This is a genomic window from Neptunomonas marina (assembly GCF_004005935.1).
GTDB classification, from domain to species: domain Bacteria; phylum Pseudomonadota; class Gammaproteobacteria; order Pseudomonadales; family Balneatricaceae; genus Neptunomonas; species Neptunomonas marina.
In genome coordinates, this window is sequence record NZ_SACQ01000004.1 from 130500 (window position 1) to 145125 (window position 14626).

17 protein-coding genes are annotated in these 14626 nt (G+C 49.8%); 2 read left to right on the plus strand and 15 right to left on the minus strand.

The features are described from left to right. Positions 1–14: 14 nt before the first annotated feature. The 7 genes from EOE65_RS09915 to EOE65_RS09950 are packed head-to-tail and all read right to left on the minus strand — an operon-like array spanning position 15 to position 6897. Positions 15–701, minus strand: a complete 687-nt coding sequence (locus tag EOE65_RS09915; protein WP_127694160.1) for a Fe2+-dependent dioxygenase — start codon at positions 699–701, stop codon at positions 15–17. Further along, on the minus strand, positions 695–1819 hold the full coding sequence (locus EOE65_RS09920) for an alpha-hydroxy acid oxidase (RefSeq protein ID WP_127694161.1): 1125 nt from the start codon (positions 1817–1819) through the stop codon (positions 695–697). Before EOE65_RS09920 ends, EOE65_RS09915 begins: the two co-directional genes overlap by 7 nt. Before the next feature lie 48 nt (positions 1820–1867). Beyond that, a complete protein-coding gene (locus tag EOE65_RS09925; protein WP_206052654.1) occupies positions 1868–4228 on the minus strand; it encodes a TonB-dependent receptor in 2361 nt (786 codons plus the stop codon). A gap of 12 nt (positions 4229–4240) precedes the next feature. Further along, a complete protein-coding gene (locus EOE65_RS18035; RefSeq protein ID WP_164847072.1) occupies positions 4241–5119 on the minus strand; it encodes an energy transducer TonB family protein in 879 nt (292 codons plus the stop codon). Further along, complete coding sequence (locus EOE65_RS09940; protein ID WP_164847073.1) at positions 5119–5469, minus strand: ExbD/TolR family protein; 351 nt, start codon at positions 5467–5469, stop codon at positions 5119–5121. The genes EOE65_RS18035 and EOE65_RS09940 overlap by 1 nt, the downstream gene beginning before the upstream one ends. Before the next feature lie 53 nt (positions 5470–5522). Then, a complete protein-coding gene (locus tag EOE65_RS09945; protein WP_127694165.1) occupies positions 5523–5924 on the minus strand; it encodes an ExbD/TolR family protein in 402 nt (133 codons plus the stop codon). Then, on the minus strand, positions 5914–6897 hold the full coding sequence (locus tag EOE65_RS09950; RefSeq protein WP_240656966.1) for a MotA/TolQ/ExbB proton channel family protein: 984 nt from the start codon (positions 6895–6897) through the stop codon (positions 5914–5916). The genes EOE65_RS09945 and EOE65_RS09950 overlap by 11 nt, the downstream gene beginning before the upstream one ends. Before the next feature lie 121 nt (positions 6898–7018). Between EOE65_RS09950 and EOE65_RS09955 the strand changes: the two genes are divergently transcribed. Together EOE65_RS09955 and EOE65_RS09960 are read left to right on the plus strand one after the other, a co-directional pair. Then, positions 7019–7684, plus strand: a complete 666-nt coding sequence (locus tag EOE65_RS09955) for a response regulator transcription factor (protein ID WP_127694166.1) — start codon at positions 7019–7021, stop codon at positions 7682–7684. Positions 7685–8027: 343 nt separating this feature from the next. After that, a complete protein-coding gene (locus tag EOE65_RS09960; protein ID WP_206052655.1) occupies positions 8028–8933 on the plus strand; it encodes a sensor histidine kinase in 906 nt (301 codons plus the stop codon). A gap of 260 nt (positions 8934–9193) precedes the next feature. Here the strand turns inward: EOE65_RS09960 and EOE65_RS09965 are convergent, their stop codons facing one another. The 8 genes from EOE65_RS09965 to EOE65_RS10000 are packed head-to-tail and all read right to left on the minus strand — an operon-like array spanning position 9194 to position 14623. Continuing rightward, positions 9194–10021 (minus strand): hypothetical protein, encoded by an 828-nt coding sequence (locus EOE65_RS09965; protein WP_127694168.1) that lies wholly within the window; start codon positions 10019–10021, stop codon positions 9194–9196. Then, entirely contained in the window at positions 10018–10896 is an 879-nt protein-coding gene (locus EOE65_RS09970) for a metal ABC transporter permease (protein WP_127694169.1), read from the minus strand. Before EOE65_RS09970 ends, EOE65_RS09965 begins: the two co-directional genes overlap by 4 nt. Further along, positions 10884–11585 (minus strand): metal ABC transporter ATP-binding protein, encoded by a 702-nt coding sequence (locus EOE65_RS09975; protein WP_127694170.1) that lies wholly within the window; start codon positions 11583–11585, stop codon positions 10884–10886. The genes EOE65_RS09970 and EOE65_RS09975 overlap by 13 nt, the downstream gene beginning before the upstream one ends. Further along, positions 11582–12514, minus strand: a complete 933-nt coding sequence (locus tag EOE65_RS09980; protein ID WP_127694171.1) for a metal ABC transporter solute-binding protein, Zn/Mn family — start codon at positions 12512–12514, stop codon at positions 11582–11584. The genes EOE65_RS09975 and EOE65_RS09980 overlap by 4 nt, the downstream gene beginning before the upstream one ends. Continuing rightward, positions 12507–13001 (minus strand): DUF6162 family protein, encoded by a 495-nt coding sequence (locus EOE65_RS09985; RefSeq protein ID WP_127694172.1) that lies wholly within the window; start codon positions 12999–13001, stop codon positions 12507–12509. The genes EOE65_RS09980 and EOE65_RS09985 overlap by 8 nt, the downstream gene beginning before the upstream one ends. Beyond that, complete coding sequence (locus tag EOE65_RS09990) at positions 12991–13278, minus strand: hypothetical protein (RefSeq protein ID WP_127694365.1); 288 nt, start codon at positions 13276–13278, stop codon at positions 12991–12993. The genes EOE65_RS09985 and EOE65_RS09990 overlap by 11 nt, the downstream gene beginning before the upstream one ends. Further along, on the minus strand, positions 13278–14126 hold the full coding sequence (locus EOE65_RS09995) for a DUF4198 domain-containing protein (protein ID WP_127694173.1): 849 nt from the start codon (positions 14124–14126) through the stop codon (positions 13278–13280). The genes EOE65_RS09990 and EOE65_RS09995 overlap by 1 nt, the downstream gene beginning before the upstream one ends. A 2-nt stretch (positions 14127–14128) precedes the next feature. After that, positions 14129–14623: a DUF2271 domain-containing protein gene (locus EOE65_RS10000; protein ID WP_127694174.1), complete on the minus strand. Its 495-nt coding sequence runs from the start codon at positions 14621–14623 to the stop codon at positions 14129–14131. Positions 14624–14626 lie beyond the last annotated feature (3 nt).

The window sequence follows — 14626 nt, forward strand, 5'->3', positions numbered from 1 at the left end:
ACCTTGGCGGGGTATTAAGACGGGCTTGCCCACTGTCGAATAAGGTTGTGGTAAACACCGCTTAAGTTAACAACCTCTGGATGGGCTGCTCCTAATTCAGAAGTTAACGCTTGGACAGAGCTATCCAACTCATAGAGCGTTTCTCGGCGACAGCTATCCCGTACTAAACTTTGAATCCAGAAAAAAGCGGCCACTCTGGCTCCCGAACGAACCGGCGTGACTTGATGCAGGCTCGTTGATGGATACAGCACCATATCGCCGGCTGCTAACTTCACAGAGTGAGCACCATATTGAGTTTGGATGGATAGCTCGCCACCCTCATATTCGTCGGGCTCAGCCAGAAATAACGTCGCTGATAGGTCTGTACGTATTGTCTGACCTGAACTAGGCAACTGCATCAATGCGCCATCGACATGCGCACCATAAGTTTCGGATTCGCTATAGCGGTTAAATTTAGGTGGGTAAATCTTGTCAGGCAGCGCCGCCGAGATAAACGTGGGATGCTGCGCTAGCACTTGCAGAATATATCGCCCAAGACCCATGGCTGGTTCTTGCGTATCATCCAATTGTTGATTTCGCTTTACGTTACGTGCCACGCTACCTGCGGTAGCGAGACCATCAAGCCATTGAGCCGCGTCAAGATGTTCGCGGAACTGGCGCACTTCATCTGCTGAAAGCACCTGAGGAATAGTAATTAACATGACGCCCTCATAACTGAGTGGAGTGTGGTTGATCGAATCGCAGTAACAGACTGGCAGCCCGTCATCGCCATACAAAGCTCAAACTCTTCGCGCAGTAGCTTCAGCATATGTGCCACGCCCAGCGCCCCCGCCACACTAAGTGCGTAAACCTGTAATCGCCCAATCAGAACAGCATCAGCACCCAGTGCAATGGCTTTAAACGCGTCGCTACCAGAGCGAATACCGCTGTCTAACAAAACTGGAAACCGATCACCAACAGCGTCACGTATCGCTGGCAGAAGATCGAGTGATGCAGGCGTACCATCAAGTGTTCGCCCGCCATGATTAGAAACAACAATACCTGCGGCACCTAAATCATGCAGTGCCGCTGCATCTTGAGGACTCAAAACACCCTTAATAATAACGGGTAAAGGACACTCCCGAATCAGTTTCTCCAGCCGAGCAAAGGTGGGAGCACTCACCATATAGTCCGAAAATATCCGGCTTTTACTCACACCCTCATGAGGCTTCTGGAACTGGCTTTCGAGATTTGCCGCTGTGATCTCGTTTGGCATCACAAACCCTGCCCTGAGCACCCTTATACTCGGGCTCTGAACCGCAGCATCGACGGTAACAACAATCGCCTGATAGTCTGACTTAACGGCCCTGATGACCAACTCAGTTGTGTTCTGTTCATCCGGCTGTAGATAGAGCTGAAACCAGCGCATAGCGCCCGAATGTTCGGCAATATCCTCCATCGTGACGCTAGACAGCGTACTGGAAACCATTGTTGTATCGGTTGCCGCAGCAGCCTGAGCAGTTGCCAACTCAGCATTCGGATGCACTAGTTTTTGATAAGCAACCGGAGCTAACAAGAAAGGATGTTCCAAAGCGTGAGAGCCTAGTGTTAGTGCCGTGGTTGCATGAGCCATATCCGCAAATGGCCGAGGGATGATGCCCCACTTTTGAAAAGCATCACGATTCAACTGCAACGTACGATCATGACCACTGCCACCTTCAATGTAGGCTAAGCGTTTTGGCTCGATAAACTGATGTGCTAACGCCTCATAATCTTGGGCACAGGCAATTTCAGAGGGAATATAACTCAATGGAGTGAGAGGAGTCTGAGGCTGTTCCATAATTTTTCTCAAGTGCCGAGGGGAGCCCCTCGGCATTAACGCATCACCTTAGAAGTTGTATTCCATCGATAAACGAACGTTACGACGGTCACCAATGTAGGTGAATGAACCAGAGCGGTAAGCAGCTAGGTAGTAGTCTTCATCGAAAACGTTACCTACGTTGAGGCGAACCTTCATATCGCGATTGACTTGATACGTCGCGAAAGCATCAAACACCGTGTACTCAGGAACACCCAGCTCTTCGTTGGCAGCGCTGTCAGGCTGACCTACAAAACGCGCACTCTCGTACGTTGCGGTACCACCAAATGCGAACTTCGATGTCGCTTGGTAACGCATATGTAAAGAGAGGGACTTGTCTGCAAAGTTTGCTAGCGTTTTGCCTTCGTTACTCGGATTTACTGATTCCAAGACTTCAGCGTTCATGAAAGCAACACCTGCTTGAACACTAAGCTTATCGGTTAAGTTACCAGCCAAGCCAAACTCAACACCATCCACACGATTTTTACCGGTATTCAGCGTACCTTCCGTGCTATAAGAGTCGCCTGTTGGCTGCTCCATCACATCTTTCTTAGTGATACGGAACACCGCTGCTGTTGCAAGGAGCTTGTCATCATTTAGACGCCATTTGGTACCCAACTCCCAGCTATCCGTACGTTCTGGATCGCCTAGATTGGGATCACTTCCATCGACACAGATACCGCCGTAACCGCAGCTCGTACCCACATCTGACTCACCGCCGTTCAAGTTAGTCGCTGTAGAGAAGCTCGCATAGACATTGCCGTTTGGCGCCACTTTATAGCTTGCACCAACATGGCCATTCCAATAGCCACCTTCATCTGTAAAGTCAGTCAACTCACGCGGCGCAGGACCACCACGACCGTCCGGATCGAAGTATGCCGTTGTTTTGTAGTCGTAGTAGTCGTAACGCAAACCACCGAAAACAGTCCAATGATCGTTTAGATCGACCGTATCCATAGCAGAAAGCGATAGCGTCTTAACATTCCAGTCTGAATCAAAATCACCACGTGTTACGTCGCGATCCAGAAGGCTGTTCACATTACCAACCACATTGCCAGCAGCATCGATGGTACAGTGCGTTGCAGAAATACCGCCGCGGCCAGAGGCGTAACAATTGGTAGCGCCTGTGGAAGATGCAGAGTAGGTTCCATTAAGAACGCTTTGATCGGTGTACTCAATACCGAATACCAACTCGTGGTTTTTACCACCAATTTCTCGATTAGCGAGGATATTTAGCTGGTTTGCAAAATACTCAACCTCTTGCCAACCTTGGTGGGTACTTAGTGTTGTCGTCGCAAAACCGTTAACGCCATTTTCGGCGTCAGCCTGAGTTGCATAACCGGTCGCACCGCGTGTACCTGTAAGCAGGTAGCCATTGTCCGTTGTGCCGTAACGCGTTAGGTTGACGATACGTGTTTGAGGGTCAATCTCATAACCGATACGCAATGTGCCGGTATCGACCTGAGACTCTAGGAAGTCCTCTTTCTGTAAATAAACAGGCACATCTTTCACAACATCACCAGTGGAGCGATCGATGTATGTTCCTAAGTCGGGCTTGTCGTTACCATCGAAGTGGTAATAGTCAGCAGTGATCTCTAGGTTATCCGTTGGCTGGTGAGTCAAAGAGATAGCAGCACCCTTACGCTCACGTTCGGCAGGAGCACGATCTGGAACATCTTCCCCAGCGTGCAAAAGGTTCACTCGAACAGCGGTGTCGTAGTTAATAACTTGGTTAGTGTCTAGCGTTACGCGGTGGTGGCTATCTGTGCCTAGACCACCGGAAACTTTGGAAAAGTCGTACTCTGTGCTAGCGCGTTTCGTCGCCGAGTTTACCGCGCCGCCAGTTGTGCCGCGGCCAGCAAAGCTTGAGCTTGGGCCTTTACTTATTTCAACCTGCTCCGTTGCAAAGCTCTCGCGAATCGTCATACCCGGATCACGTAAACCATCAACAAAAATATCACTACGTGCTTCATGACCACGGATGATGTAGCGGTCACCAAATGCGTTACCGTTCTCGCCCGTACCCAGCGTAATACCCGGCTGGCCATCTAGGATTTCGCGTAGATCACTACGGCCGCTGTCTTCAATCTGCGTCGCCGTTAATACCGTAATTGTCTGCGGCGTCTCCGCAACAGGTCGCGTACGACGAGGATCAGAAACACGCTCCGCCAGATAAGGCGCTCCTGGAACAGCATACGGGTTGGTATCAGGCGTCACAGACTCCTCAACTTTGAGTTTGTCCAGCTCGATTCCTTTGTTGTCTTCTGCATGAGCCAAACCACTCATTAGCGCACCAGAAATTGCCAGTGCTAGCGTACTAGGCACCACAGCGGCACCTCGATTCGCCCGAAGAATGTCACGCGAGGTCGCGGCCATTTTTTGTTGAGACATCGTTCTTTTCCCCTAAAAAAGTTTACGAGTTGTTTTATTGAGTGAAAATTCTATTGGTAGTGTTAAATCCAACGAGTTTTCCCCTAGCTCAGCGGGAATTCTCGGGAATGGACTAGCCCTTTGCAGCATGGCTAACGCCTCTTTATCTAGGCGCTCATCACCCGAGCTGTTGAGTAGCCTAGGCACTATGACTCTGCCGTTTTTCTGAATAGTAAAACGGACAGTCGCGGTACCCGTGACGCCATCTTTCCGTGCTGAGCGGGGATAACGTTTAGCTCTAGCAAGCTTCGCCATGACTTTGCTCAAGTACCCTTGCCTTGCCGCAGGATTACCGCCCGCCTCAACACGATCACCAACGCCTGTTGCTCGCGTCGCTGGCTGGTCAGAAACAGCATGTGCGTTCTCGCCATCGGCTTTCGACGGTGAACTAACCGCCTTCTTTTCGCTGACTAACTCGGAAGCGACTTTGGGCACCGGTGTTGGCTTTGGCTTTGGCTTTGGCTTTGGCTTTGGCTTTGGCTTTGGCTTTGGCTTTGGCTCTGGCTTTGGCTTTGGCTTTGGCTCTGGCTCTGGCTCTGGCTTTGGCTCTGGCTCTGGCTCTGGCTCTGGCTCTGGCTCTGGCTCTGGCTCTTCAGGAGTGTCGACGGGCTTTGGCGCTTCCTCGACTTGCGAATCAGATGTCTTGCGGGTTTCGATAAGCTCATCACGTAGCTGAGCAGTTTCCTCAAAGCTTCCTGCCAACCCAACACTGACCTGTAATCCATCTTCGCCAGCAGCAATAGCACCCTCACTCAGATCGCGCGCAAACACTGGAAGCAAAACCAACAAATGCAGTGCTACCGCGACAAGCAGTGCACTGACAATTTCCCATGTCGTCAAAGTTGTACGCATTAGAGGCGCTGCTCCGTCGCGATATTGAGCTGTTGAATACCCAAGTCACGAACGGTATTCAGGATAGGATCAAGCACTTCAGCGGATAGGTGTTTATCAACTTTGCAAGTCACTACCGCATCGGTTCCAGTAACGAGCGGGCCAAGCGTATCGTGTAGCTCACCACTCACCGGACTCCCGTTCACGATATATCGCCCATCGTTAAGTATCTGGATAGTTACGGCGTCGTCTTTGAGGGTCAACGAACTCTGTGACACTGGCATCTTCAACTGATCAGTTCGCGCCTCAATATGGCCCGCTATCATGAAAAAAATCAGCAATAGAAAAACGATGTTAATCGCCGGAATCATGCTTTCATCCAGCTGATTATTCGATCGATTTGACGGCGCTGGCGTGATCACTTTCATTGTTTTTTTGTCGGGCCTAGTTTGATGTTCGCAAGCCCCATACGCTGGAGCTCATCCAACAGGCTTACCAGCGCCTGCACCGACACGCCTGAACGTGCAGCAACACGTAACATATCGCCCTGCTCTGCGAGCAAAGACAGCCGGCGCAGATAAGCACCATCACCTAGTGAAAAGCGCTGCCCATCCAGCGTCACGTAATCGTCGGCAAGCAAAATGAGTGTGTGTTGTTTATCCGAAACGGCCTTCCCGCTACTAGCGCCTGCCGTGATGACTTCAAGCCGAGTTGTCTTGTTGAAAACTGACGACAACATAAAGAACAGAAGCAGAATAAATACCACATCGATCAAGGGGGTGATGCTTATCAGGCGCTTACTCGCTGGCGCTGTATCAAGCAACATTTCTGTGCTCCACAACTACCTGCGCAGACTGAGGATGTTGACGACCGGACTGTTTGGTAAACACTTGTGTAACCGTGTCATTAACCAATGCAGTCACACGCTCTACTTTACGATCTAGCCAGCTGTGAGCAGCCGCCACAGGGATCGCAACGGCTAAACCTGCTGCTGTCGTCAATAGCGCCTGCCAAATCCCGCCAGAGAGTACCGCTGGATCAACTTGACTACCGGCCGCCTCCATCTGCTGGAACGCCACAATCATGCCAAGCACTGTTCCCATAAGCCCCAACAACGGACTGAGGCTTGCGATCACCTCCAAGGGCCGAAGATAGGCACGTAACTGTTGTATCAGGCCGTTAGCTTGGCGTGATAACTCCTCCTGAATAAGTTCAGTTGGCATATCTCCCTTCGCCATTACCATGGCTTTATAAACCAAACCAGACACTGGCCTCTTCGACTTTAGGGCTTGTCGAGCATCGGCATACTTACCTTGCTCCCACAAAAGTAGAGCTCGACCGATATCTGCGGTGCTTTCTGGTCGTAAGCGTGCGAATTGCCATATTTTGAGCAAAATGATCGAGAGGGATAAAACGGACAACGCCAGTAAAATCAATACGACTGGGCCGCCAACCTGAAGTAAGTTCTGTGCCTCTGCCACCACTGCCAAGAGGTCAGTTCCAGCGACCACCCCATCCATCGCATCGTTAGCAGCATCTGCACCTTGTAATAGGGTTTGGTCGTTTGGAGCAGCCTGCTCTGCAGCTACCATTGGGCTAGCCACATCCATGCTGGATGTAGACAATCCTGCAGAGTCCACCGCACTCCCAGCCACGCTTGACGCATTAGTGGGTAGCGCCTCGACACTCTGGTCAGTAGTCATCTGACTGTTGCTTAGCGTTTCGTTTAGCGGTTGCTCAGCGATTGAAGCGCTAACATCCTGCCCCGATTCTAATGACTCAGACTTGCTGGTTTTCAATGCACTACCCTACGAAATAACGTTAATAAGATTAATAATCATTATTACTTTTAAAAAAATTTGTTTTACTTTATATTCCTCCGCGTTAAAAACCCGTTAAGAGCAAAGGTAAGGTTTGAGCATGCTGAATATCTTGCTGGTGGACGACGACCGTGACTTGGCGTCATCGCTTGTCGATAACTTAGAACTCGAGAATATGACCTGCGACTATGCTCCGAATGGGGTGAAAGGCGAGAACTTAGCCACAGATTCACCAAGCTATGACGTGCTAGTGTTAGATATAAATATGCGCGAGATGGATGGGCTTACCCTGTGCAAGAGGTTGCGACATAGAGGAAATAACACTCCTGTAATGATGCTGAGTGCCCGCGATTCACTCGCAGACAAACTAGCAGGATTCAAAGCGGGCGCCGACGACTACCTGGTAAAACCATTTGAAATAGAGGAACTGATCGCGCGCATACACGCACTTTCAAGCCGCCGCAGTGGTCAAGCAACAACGCTAACCGCTGGCCCTCTCGTTTTGGACCTTACCAACCGTTGCGTTACGGCAAACAACGAGCCGATCCCCCTCACTCCTACTGGCTTTAAACTTACCGAAACCCTGCTAAGATCCAGCCCAGAGCCAGTGTCGCACCAGGAACTGTTGCTGAAAGTATGGGGCGATGACGAGGTGAGCAGCAATAAGCTGCGCGTGCACGTTCACAATCTGCGCAAAGCCTTAGCAGCAGCGGGAGCTGGCCAAATGCTACACACCGTTTCCGGATATGGCTTCGCCATCTTTTAGTAACATGTTCCTTAGAAACAAGAGCTTAAAGCGACACTTTTTCTTACGTATAACACTGCTCGCATTTTCTATGTCATTACTGCTCTCATTCATCGCTTCGCAGTCCTTTCTGCATGGCTTTGATAGGAGCCGGCAGATCCATATGAGGTCAGCGGCAAAATATGCCGCGCTTGATAACGACCGGCGCTCAGAAGTCCTTGGCTACCACATTGCAAGCAGCTGGGAAGCCACACCACCAGCAATAAGAAACGTTTTTGCATCCCCCCCAACTGCCACAGATAGATATCTCAAACACTATGAGGATTGGTGGTACTTCGCCCCTCCCAAAAAAGCCTACTTTGTAATGCGAGTAGCCACAGACGATAGCCAAGTACGATACGTCTCATACATTAAGCCCCAGCGCCCAAACAGTAACAAATTTCGCCTTCAAGACCCGATGGTACTCATTGCGATATGCGGATCAGTTGCTTTCAGCCTGTTTGTTCTTGTGCTTTTTTACCTCTCTCGTAGTTATCGTCGCCCGCTAAAGCACTTTTTAGGATGGGCCCAAAGCCTAGAGCTGAAAAAGCTGCCAGCGCAAAGCCCCGACTTTAAGTTCCAAGAGCTCAACGGCTTAGCCAACGTAATGCTCGATTCAATGGCTAGCAACGCGAACGCTCTAAAGCGGGAGCGCGACTTTCTTGGATATGCCAGCCATGAGTTACGCAACCCCATTATGACACTAATGAGCAACGCGAGACTGCTGCGTAAGGCAGTACCAGCGAGCAACGCGAAGGAGCAACAGATCCAAGACAGAATTTCTCGGGCTAGCTCAACAATGAAGGGGATAATAGAGACGCTTTTATGGCTTAACCGGCGAGAAGATACGACACTTATTAGCAAGCCGGTTCAACTCAGCCGTTTGCTGGATGAAGTCATCGATGAGCTTGACTATATGCGGGATACAAAAGAGATTGAGTTCACTATCGACAGCGCTAATGCCACAAGAAACCTACCTGAGGGTGCATTTCGGATCTTGGTCACAAATATGGTAAGAAATGCACTTCAACATACCTCGGAAGGCCATATACACATTTCCCAAACGGACTGCTCACTCACGGTATCCAACCCCTATTCCCCTGAAGAAAGCACAGCTAGCACCGGCTTCGGCCTTGGCATGCTGCTAATACAACAAATTTCAGATAAATTTGGCTGGAGCATCGAGCAGACAAAATCGAGCCGCATGTTTACCATAACAGCCCGCTTTTAGAAGACACTCTCTGGCAAGTGCGTTCGCCTAGCTTGAGCTTGCTTCGCACGTTCAGCGAACCGTGCTAAGGCGCTCGATGCTGTGATCGCCGAAACCCTCACATAGGCCTTACAGACTAGGCTTTATCTGAACTTAGAATAGACACACTAACCCTAAAACATATCCATTAGAGTGACATCCAGCCAGTCAGCTGAATGCCCAAGACTCATCCCAAAACCGCAGCGAAAGCAACGAAAGCTGCCCTCTTCAACCAATGAGCATTAACGAGCTACAGCAGCTTCAAGACTAGCAAGATTTCTATCAAGCCAAGTGCGAAGGTCACTATTGATTGGCTTATCAAGGGCATTGACGGCCCATCTACCCGCAGCAGAACCCTCTTTTTTGGATGCCTTTAGAATGCGGATAGAAGCGTCTGCTTTGCAGCTTTCAGTGGCGGCAGTAATCGGCATATTCAATGAGGTTGCCAACGGCAGCAGTTTCTCATCTGCAACGCACAGGTTAAACCGCTCTGTGTCTAGAAGCAGCTCATCGCGCTTGAGGGTAAACAAGTTCAAAGATGCTTGTACACGCTCCTGATTCTCAACAATTTGGTTGGCGAGCTCTGGCCAGATAGTTGCGTAGTCGCGGGCCAGAATCTGGGACATCGTGATCAGGTTATTGATATCCAGCCAAAAGAATGCCTGATTAGCCTGCGCTGCTGTGGGCAACGTGATTTTTGAGCCGGTGGGTGACAGCTCATTCGCAGCATCAACAGGAATCACTCTGATATTGGTGCTTCTGATAAGCGAGTAGAAGGACAGATCCGGTCTGACAGACTCGATAGTCGCAACGGCTGTATAAAGAGCGCCTGATTTAACGGCTTGCTCTCCCTTGCGTTTGATCCAGTTACCAATACGAGATATCGGCAAACGCTTAGGTGGCAGATAAGCAGCCTCGATACCGGTGTTCTTCAATAGCTCCTCATTCAACAGATGCAGTACCGGTATGGCTGAGGCAACCCGAGCCTTGCTTTGAATAGGGTCATTGGCGCAAGCGAGCCCTCCCAACATAAGATGCGAAAGTAGCAAACAGATAAGAACGGGCTTCATGTGAGACCTACGATACGATTGAAACTAACGGAGCAGACGAAGCAAATGGCCGCTAACAAAACGATGGCAGCACCGGAGGGGATCGGTAATTCAAACCACATGGGCAGCAAAACCCCCAACAGACAGCAGGCTGTTGAAATGCCGACATTCAGCCAGAAAAAACTACGTACTTCTGTGGTGACAAGTCGGGCTGCGGTTGCCGGGATAAGTAGCATTGCACCTACCAATATCGCCCCCGCAATCTTTACCGCAGCGACCGTTATCAAAGCGATAAAAACGATAAATACGTAGTCGTATAACTTAATATTGATACCACGCACTTGAGCAAGCTCAGGATTTAGCGTGGCTATGAGCGCTTTATTACCAAAGAGCAGAGCGGCGGCCGTACACACAAGTCCAATCACTCCTAGAATCAGCAAGTCTTGATCCTGAACGGTTAAAATGGACCCAAAGAGAACATTTTCTAGAATATGGATGTTCACCATGCGCGCCACATAGAGTAAGAGCGCCGCCCCCATCGCAATAGCAACCGCGAGGAACACGCCCACCAGTGCATCATAGGGAACTGCCGTTCGGCTTTTAATCCAATGCAGCAGTAACGCAAAGATTAAGCAGAAACTAAACAGTGACGCGATAGGATGGGCGGGTGGCTCTCCTAATAGAATCCCAATTGCGATCCCTGTGAGCGCCGCATGGCCGACAGCTTCAGAAAAGAACGCCAAGCGTTTAATAACGACTAAACTCCCCATACCGCCAAGTAATGGCCCTATGATCAAAGCCGCGACCAGCGCATTGGTGAGAAAAGCATACTGGAACATTTCCGGCAGCATGCCTTGCTGCTCTAGCGCAAACACCCAACTTCTCAATGCGTCCATACGGGTGCCTCCTGACGCGTTCTACCAGAGAAAACCTCATCGGGAGTGCCTGCGCTCTTCAAGCCACCGTCGATAATCAGAATGTTATCCGCCCAGCTTTTTACAAACTCCATATCATGGTGAACCATAATGAGCGTCTTCTGCTCCTCTTTGAGGCGGGCCAAAAAGTCGGTGAAAAACTCGATGCCTTGCGTGTCCAAGCCAGTGGTCGGCTCATCCAAAAACCACAAGGGAGAGTTAAGGCTAAGTGCCTGAGCAAACATCAGTCTTTGGCGCTCTCCGCCAGACAGTTTGCCAAGTTGCAGATGTTCTTTCCCGGCAAGACCGACTGTTTCCAGCAAAGGCGCAATCATTTTGAGCTGCTGTTTGGTCGGTTTGAAAATCAGTGAGCGGTTACTCAGGCAACCGATCAGATAGTCCCGTACGGTCACTGGAAGAACGGTATCAAACCGCGGCTGTTGTGGAATATAGGCGGCAGGAACGGGTTTGCCTGGCCAAGCGCGCCCAATGTTGCCCTGGTGAGGGAAAAGCCCAAGCATCGTTTTAAGAAGAGACGTTTTTCCAGCCCCATTTGGCCCTATAAGTACGTGTAACCGCCCTGCTTCGAGGGTGCAGGTGACGTCGTCTAAGATCTGGTTTCCTGCCATATTCAAGCTGACGTTTTGCAGCTTGATCGAAGGAGCCGTCATTCTTTTGCCCCTGCAGTTGTGTCTGATTTAGCAACAGCGCTAGGGTTGCTCAAAGCCTTTACCAACGTTTCAAGGTTTAACTGCATCTCCCTGAAAACCATCTCTGCATCGTATTGACCATGCGTCATATGGGAGAAGTGGTAGAGCTTAATGCCTGTCGCTTTTTCTATCGTTGTTACATAACGGTTGCCCATGTTCAGCTCGGTGAACATGATATTGATATTGGCAGCCTTGATTCGATCAATAGTGCCCTGTAGCTGGCTGGCGCTCGGCTCAACGCCATGAGCCGGTTCGATCACGGTATCTATCCCAATACCGAACTCTTGCAGAAAATAGCCGTAGGCATTGTGAGTACTAGCAATCTTGACGCCTTTCAAATCAGTGTTTAGCAACGCTTTGGAGTACTGGTGTTTTAGCTTACGCAGTTTGCGAGCATAGATGACCGCATTCTGTTTAAAGAAAGCGGCATTGGCGTTATCTAAATCACCCAGTTTCTCGGCAATCGTATAAATTTGTCGAATAGCGGAATTAATCGAAACAAAGGTGTGAGGATTCCATGCTTGCTGGCTGTTTGCCGCAGCGAGCAGGGGGACATCTTGATTCGCATAAATAATAGTTAAAGGGTTCTTACGCCCTGTCAGCTGCGGACGCATAGATTCAACGGCTTTAACTGCAAACTCATCATGGCCTATGCCGTTTAGAACCAAAGCATCCATCGTCATGAGACGTGTTAAATCAGCCGGTTGCAGTTCGTAGCTGTGAGGATTGAATCCTGCATCGACCAGCGGAACAATATCTGCCCTATCTTTGACGATATTGGCAACATAGCTGTAATACGGGTGAAGTGTGATGCCTACCTTAAGGCGATCTGTTGCAGAGCTAATAGCAGAAGCGCATAGCAACAGTATAAAGCAGCTGAATCTAAGCACGGGGTTTATCTTTAATCCAATCTAAGTTCTGATGACAATCTGTTACTGGAGCTGTGTCGGTACTCCAATAGATATGGGGTTCACCGTCTAGCAGCAGCATAAAGTGCGGGCTTCCCTCTTGTTGGGATACGCCTAGATAGCAGTCGTGCTCAACCTTATCCCAGACGTACTGGCTGATGACCCCCGGTGTTTTCGCGAACGGAGGAAGCTCCCAACGCTGTAACTCGGTAATACTTGGGTAGTTTGTACCCTCAGCTGAAAACTGGATTTCATCGGCTGCATTACGTAGATCTGTCAGCACTCGCTTCGCCTCGATAGAGAGGCCGATATGTTGTACCTGCGCTGCAGGCGCCGCACGGTTGAGTTTGATACCTATAAAGGCCAGTATCACCATCAAGACAATAGTCAGCGTTACCCAGAGGGTTTCACGCCCGCCGTTGTCAGGCGCGATAACCTCGATGGTCAGCTGTGGTGAATTAGAGCTCACCGTAGTCAACCTCGACCGGGAATTCATGGCCAGAATCGTAATGGATGTAATATTCGCCCTCTGGCTTCTTGAAGCTAACCCGCGAAAACTTATCAGCCACCTGAACAGCAAGCACTTCGTCTTCGTAGGTGATCAGTTGCACTTTTTTCCCAATGGCTTTACTACCATCGCTAAAGCCGACTTCACAGAGGATTTGATCACCATCCAGTTCACAGGTCATGACTGGGTAATGAGCCCACACAGGCAGGCTCACTAGCATGAGTAGCAAAAAACGCATCACTCGGGCTGGACCTCAAATGTCATGTACAGCGATGCATAATTTTCATCAGCCAGTTTGGACTCAGCCGGTGCGGTGTGGTTGGCATAAAACACCCAAGGTCCAGCTTGTTCAGGTGTAAAACGGATCTTCCCTTCAGCGTCGGCCTTGAATTCCAGAACACCGCGCTCGTCGCGATATTTGGTTCCGCCTGGGGTCACTTCGACTTTAGCGCCTTCCGTCGGTTGGCCATCCATCAGCACAGTCACTTCGACTTCATCACCTTGAACAATGTCATTGGGGTGTACATTCAGTTTAATTTCTAGCCCTTTTCCTTTTGGCTCAACCTGATCATTCGTTGGCTTGTTGTTAGTGACGAAGGTCATGCTCGTCATTGAGATCAAGTACGTTTTAACGTCACGAGCATTTTTTGGCAGCTGTTGCGCTGCCGTCACCTTATCTGCTCTCATGCGCTTTACGGTGTCTCTCTTACCTGCTTTGTATTCAGTAAAGTAGTAAGGCGGACGCTTACCCTCGATACGGTAAGTACCGTCTTGGGTAAGTTGTAGGTCAAAAACACTTCTACGGTGGCCTTTGAAGTAACTGCCCACACCTTGTTTATCACCATCAGGCAGGTGGATAGATACTGTATGAAGAGGCAGGCCCTTATCGTAGTTAAAGTAAGTGTGAGACGCAGTTACATCAAAGGTGACCCACTCAGGTCTTTCACTTGATACAACAAACTCATGTGGCAGTACCCATACAGGGTGAGCGTTGGTGTAAGTACTGACACTGGCAAGCAACAATGACCCAAGCGTTAATGATTTTTTTAGCGTAGATGAAACAGACAACAAGCTAGAACGGCGCATTCTTAGTCTCCAAGACGAATGTTAATGGGGCCAATTTCCTTACCTGCTTCCAGCTCGAAAGACTGTGGCAGAGGATTTGAAAGATCAATGGGTTGCTTTAATAGCGTGCGGTTGCCGTGTTCGCGAACGGCCTCAATGTACAAGGCATACTTCCCTCCGGACTCTAGTAGCTCCTTAGGAAAGGTATATTTGTGGGTGTAGGTACCGGGTGGCTTAGTGGCGCTGGTAATAGCGTCAATATCCTCTTGGTAGCGGCCTGATTTGCGCCACCAACGGCGTAAATCCTTGAGCCACTTTTTATCCTCGTACCATACTTCAAACGTACGTATCGCCTGTTTTTGTCCGCGTTTTTCAAGCCATATGGCAACATAGGGACGCTGCTTTGGACCATCTGAAAACTCGGGCACAGAGAAGCTCACAACCACGTCGCTCGCCGGCGCTAGCGGCGCTGCCAACATCATAAGAAACGCCACCACACTGATACTTTTTTGTCTCATTGC

Coding starts and splice junctions, on each gene's coding strand:
- EOE65_RS09915 (WP_127694160.1), bottom strand. CDS start 701: ATGTTAATTACTATTCCTCAGGTGCTTTCAGCAGATGAAGTGCGCCAG.
- EOE65_RS09920 (WP_127694161.1), bottom strand. CDS start 1,819: ATGGAACAGCCTCAGACTCCTCTCACTCCATTGAGTTATATTCCCTCT.
- EOE65_RS09925 (WP_206052654.1), bottom strand. CDS start 4,228: ATGTCTCAACAAAAAATGGCCGCGACCTCGCGTGACATTCTTCGGGCG.
- EOE65_RS18035 (WP_164847072.1), bottom strand. CDS start 5,119: ATGCGTACAACTTTGACGACATGGGAAATTGTCAGTGCACTGCTTGTC.
- EOE65_RS09940 (WP_164847073.1), bottom strand. CDS start 5,469: ATGATTCCGGCGATTAACATCGTTTTTCTATTGCTGATTTTTTTCATG.
- EOE65_RS09945 (WP_127694165.1), bottom strand. CDS start 5,924: ATGTTGCTTGATACAGCGCCAGCGAGTAAGCGCCTGATAAGCATCACC.
- EOE65_RS09955 (WP_127694166.1), top strand. CDS start 7,019: ATGCTGAATATCTTGCTGGTGGACGACGACCGTGACTTGGCGTCATCG.
- EOE65_RS09960 (WP_206052655.1), top strand. CDS start 8,028: ATGCGAGTAGCCACAGACGATAGCCAAGTACGATACGTCTCATACATT.
- EOE65_RS09965 (WP_127694168.1), bottom strand. CDS start 10,021: ATGAAGCCCGTTCTTATCTGTTTGCTACTTTCGCATCTTATGTTGGGA.
- EOE65_RS09970 (WP_127694169.1), bottom strand. CDS start 10,896: ATGGACGCATTGAGAAGTTGGGTGTTTGCGCTAGAGCAGCAAGGCATG.
- EOE65_RS09975 (WP_127694170.1), bottom strand. CDS start 11,585: ATGACGGCTCCTTCGATCAAGCTGCAAAACGTCAGCTTGAATATGGCA.
- EOE65_RS09990 (WP_127694365.1), bottom strand. CDS start 13,278: ATGCGTTTTTTGCTACTCATGCTAGTGAGCCTGCCTGTGTGGGCTCAT.
- EOE65_RS09995 (WP_127694173.1), bottom strand. CDS start 14,126: ATGCGCCGTTCTAGCTTGTTGTCTGTTTCATCTACGCTAAAAAAATCA.
- EOE65_RS10000 (WP_127694174.1), bottom strand. CDS start 14,623: ATGAGACAAAAAAGTATCAGTGTGGTGGCGTTTCTTATGATGTTGGCA.